The organism is Streptomyces graminilatus, from assembly GCF_001418565.1.
Lineage (GTDB): Bacteria > Actinomycetota > Actinomycetes > Streptomycetales > Streptomycetaceae > Streptomyces > Streptomyces graminilatus.
Genome location: NZ_LIQQ01000829.1, coordinates 1 through 2,751, shown reverse-complemented (window position 1 = coordinate 2,751; position 2,751 = coordinate 1). Strand labels below are relative to the sequence as shown.

Sequence of the window (2,751 nt, the reverse complement as noted above, 5' to 3'; positions counted from 1 at the left end):
AAGGGGCGGCGGGGGCGAAGGAAGTGCCTCAGGCCGCCCCGCCGGTGCCGCGTACCCGGCGCCACACGCTCGGCGCCGCGCTGATCGTCAGGGTCAGGGCGACCGCCGCCACCACGCCCTGCCAGGGTTCGGCGAAGAGCGAACCGCCTAGGACGCCGATCAGTTGGTACGTCGCGGCCCACGCGAGACAGGCCGGGACGGCACCACGGGCGAAGCGGCGTACCGGCCACTTCGCAAGCAGACAGGCCAGCATCACCGGAATGCGCCCGGCGGGCACCAGCCGGGACAGCACCAGCACCGCCACCCCGTGCTCGCCCAGCTTCTCCTGGGCCCGCGCGAGCCGGTCCTCGGGCGCCCGGTTGCGGATCGCGGCCAGCCAGCGCGAGCCGTTCCTCGAGTCCATCCCGCGCCGGCCCAGCCAGTACAGCGCCACATCGCCGAGGAACGCGGCCAGCGAGGCCACCACGAACACCAGCGCCATGGTGAGCGGCGAGTGCTCGTGAAAGGCCACCACCGCCGCCGAACTCACCAGCGCCCCCGTCGGCACCACCGGCACCAGCGCCCCGATCAGCACCAGCAGGAACAGCGTCGGATAGCCGATCGCCTGCCCCGTCGATCCTTGTCCGGAGGCCGCGGTGGCGGTCAACAGCACGGTCACCGCGCGACCTCCAGGCGCACGCTCTCCCCGTGCCCCAGCCGGTACACGTCGACCGCGGGCGCGCGCTGCGCCGCGAGCCGTACGAACTCCTCGCCCGGCGCGTGGAATTCATGGGGGCGCACGGCGTCCAACCCGATCGGCCAGTACGTGCCGTAGTGCACCGGCACCGCACTGCGCGGCGCCAGCCGGGCCAGTGCCTCCACCGCCCGCTCCGCGTTGAGATGCCCCTCGCCGAGATACGGCCCCCAGCCGCCGACCGGCAGCAGCGCCGCGTCGACCGGCCCGACCTCCTCGGCCATCGACGCGAACAGCCCCGTGTCCCCGGCGAAATACGTCCGCGCCTCGCCCTCGACCACATAGCCGAGCGCGGGCGCCCGCTGCGGACCGACGTTCAGCCGCCGACCGTCGTGCCGCGCGGACACGGCCCGTACAACCAGGTCGCCCACCTTGGTGTGGTCCCCGGGGACCACCTCCGTGATCCGCAGATGGGCCAGCCTGCGCGCGAAGCCCGGCACCGCCTTCGGCGCGCCCCGGGGCACGATCAGGCGCGCGCCCGGCGCGAGGCGCGCGAGGGAGGGCACATGGAGGTGATCGGAGTGCAGATGGGAGACGAGCGCCACGTCCGCGCGCCATGCGCCGGGCGGGGGCAACTCGCCCCGGCGACGGCGCAGATGGGCGAGCCGGCGCACGAACAGGGGGTCGGTGAGCACGCGTACGCCCGAGTCCTCGACCGTACAGGTGGCGTGGCCCCACCAGGTGATCTCCACCGGCACCCCTTTGCCTCCCTCGTGCGACTCCCCGAAGAGTACGGGCAGGAGTAGGGTCGGCGGGAAACCCGGGGCGAGTGGGGAAAACCCCGAGGTGAACGGGGAAGCCCGGAGCTTAGGGGGACGCCATGGGACACCCGCACGCCGCCGCAGGCCTGCCCGGCCCGGTACCGCGGGTCACCGCGATCGCCAGCCTGACGCCGCTGGAGGAACTGGACGAGGAGCCTTTCCTCGTCGACTCCCGCAGCCAGCACGCGATGTGCGCCCGCTGGGCCGCCGAACACGGCTACGTCGTCGCCCGCGAGTTGCTCGTCCGGGGTCTGCGCCCCGACCACGGCGCCCTGTGGAACGGCGTCGAGCCCGGCCTCGACCTTTTCGTGGCGCCCAGCCAGCGGGTCCTGGAGCAGGCGCTGACCTCGGTCGACGAGTTCACCGCCGAGTGCGAGCGGCGCGGCGTGCGGGTCGAGACGGTGGGCCGCGCGGAACCGTCGTACGACGCGCAGATGAAGGCCCGTGTCCACCGTCGCCTGTCCATGCCGACCGCCGGGTACGACGGACGCTGAACCTCGGCCGCCGAGCCCGTACCGGGCGGGCCGGTGGCCGCTGCCGCCTTGTGACAGGGTGGGATCCGGTCCGACGTGGGGACGGGCCGGGACGTGAGGTGTGCGGGACGTGGGTGCGGGGCGTTGGCGGCGGATCGTCAGTCAGATCGGGCGGAGCGTCACGGTGTGGGCCGTGTCGACGCTGACGATGCTGGTGCTCGCCGGCCTCCTGCCGGACTTCCGGATCCGCACCGGTGACGGCGACAGCGCCACCCGGATCGCGGTCACCGCGGCCGTCGGCGCAGGCGCCTTCGGTGTGCTGTCGGCCCTGGTCTGGCCGGTGCTGGTCCGGCTGCTGCTGCTCGTGCCCGCCCTCGTACTCGGTCTGCTGGTCTTCTTCCTGAACGGCGCGGTGCTGCTGGTCGCTCTCCGGCTGACCCCGGCCGACCGCCCCGAGGCGGCCCCCGAGACAGCGGTCGTGGTCGCCGCGGTGATGTCCGCCGTGGCCTCCGCGACGGGCGCCGCACTGGCCGTACGGGACGACGACGCCTACCGCAGACGGCTCTACCGACTCGCCGACCGGCGCGGCACCGCACGGCGGTTCGAGGGCCCGACGACGCCCGGCCTGGTGTTCCTGCAACTCGACGGCGTCGGCCACGACGTCCTGGTGCGGGCCGTGGAGAAGGGGCTCATGCCGACCGTGGCGAGCTGGCTCGACGCCCCCCGGGCACCCCAGGCTTCCCAAGCGCCTCAGGCCCCCCAAGCACCCCGAGCACCTCAGGAC

Annotated in this window: 4 protein-coding genes; 2 read left to right on the top strand and 2 right to left on the bottom strand. The window is 74.0% G+C overall.

From position 1 onward, the window contains the following. Positions 1-28 precede the first annotated feature (28 nt). Positions 29-658: a DedA family protein gene (locus tag AOK08_RS41975; protein ID WP_055535843.1), complete on the bottom strand. Its 630-nt coding sequence runs from the start codon at positions 656-658 to the stop codon at positions 29-31. Further along, the gene (locus tag AOK08_RS41970) at positions 655-1,431 is read right to left on the bottom strand and encodes an MBL fold metallo-hydrolase (protein WP_055535841.1); all 777 of its coding nucleotides are present in this window, start codon (positions 1,429-1,431) and stop codon (positions 655-657) included. Before AOK08_RS41970 ends, AOK08_RS41975 begins: the two co-directional genes overlap by 4 nt. A gap of 122 nt (positions 1,432-1,553) precedes the next feature. On the opposite strand from AOK08_RS41970, the gene AOK08_RS41965 reads away from it, so the two are divergent. Both AOK08_RS41965 and AOK08_RS41960 read left to right on the top strand, forming a co-directional pair. Next, entirely contained in the window at positions 1,554-1,988 is a 435-nt protein-coding gene (locus AOK08_RS41965; protein ID WP_055535839.1) for a hypothetical protein, read from the top strand. A gap of 100 nt (positions 1,989-2,088) precedes the next feature. Beyond that, a partial coding sequence (locus tag AOK08_RS41960) for a phage holin family protein (protein ID WP_241827330.1) occupies positions 2,089-2,751 on the top strand: 663 nt, incomplete at its 3' end.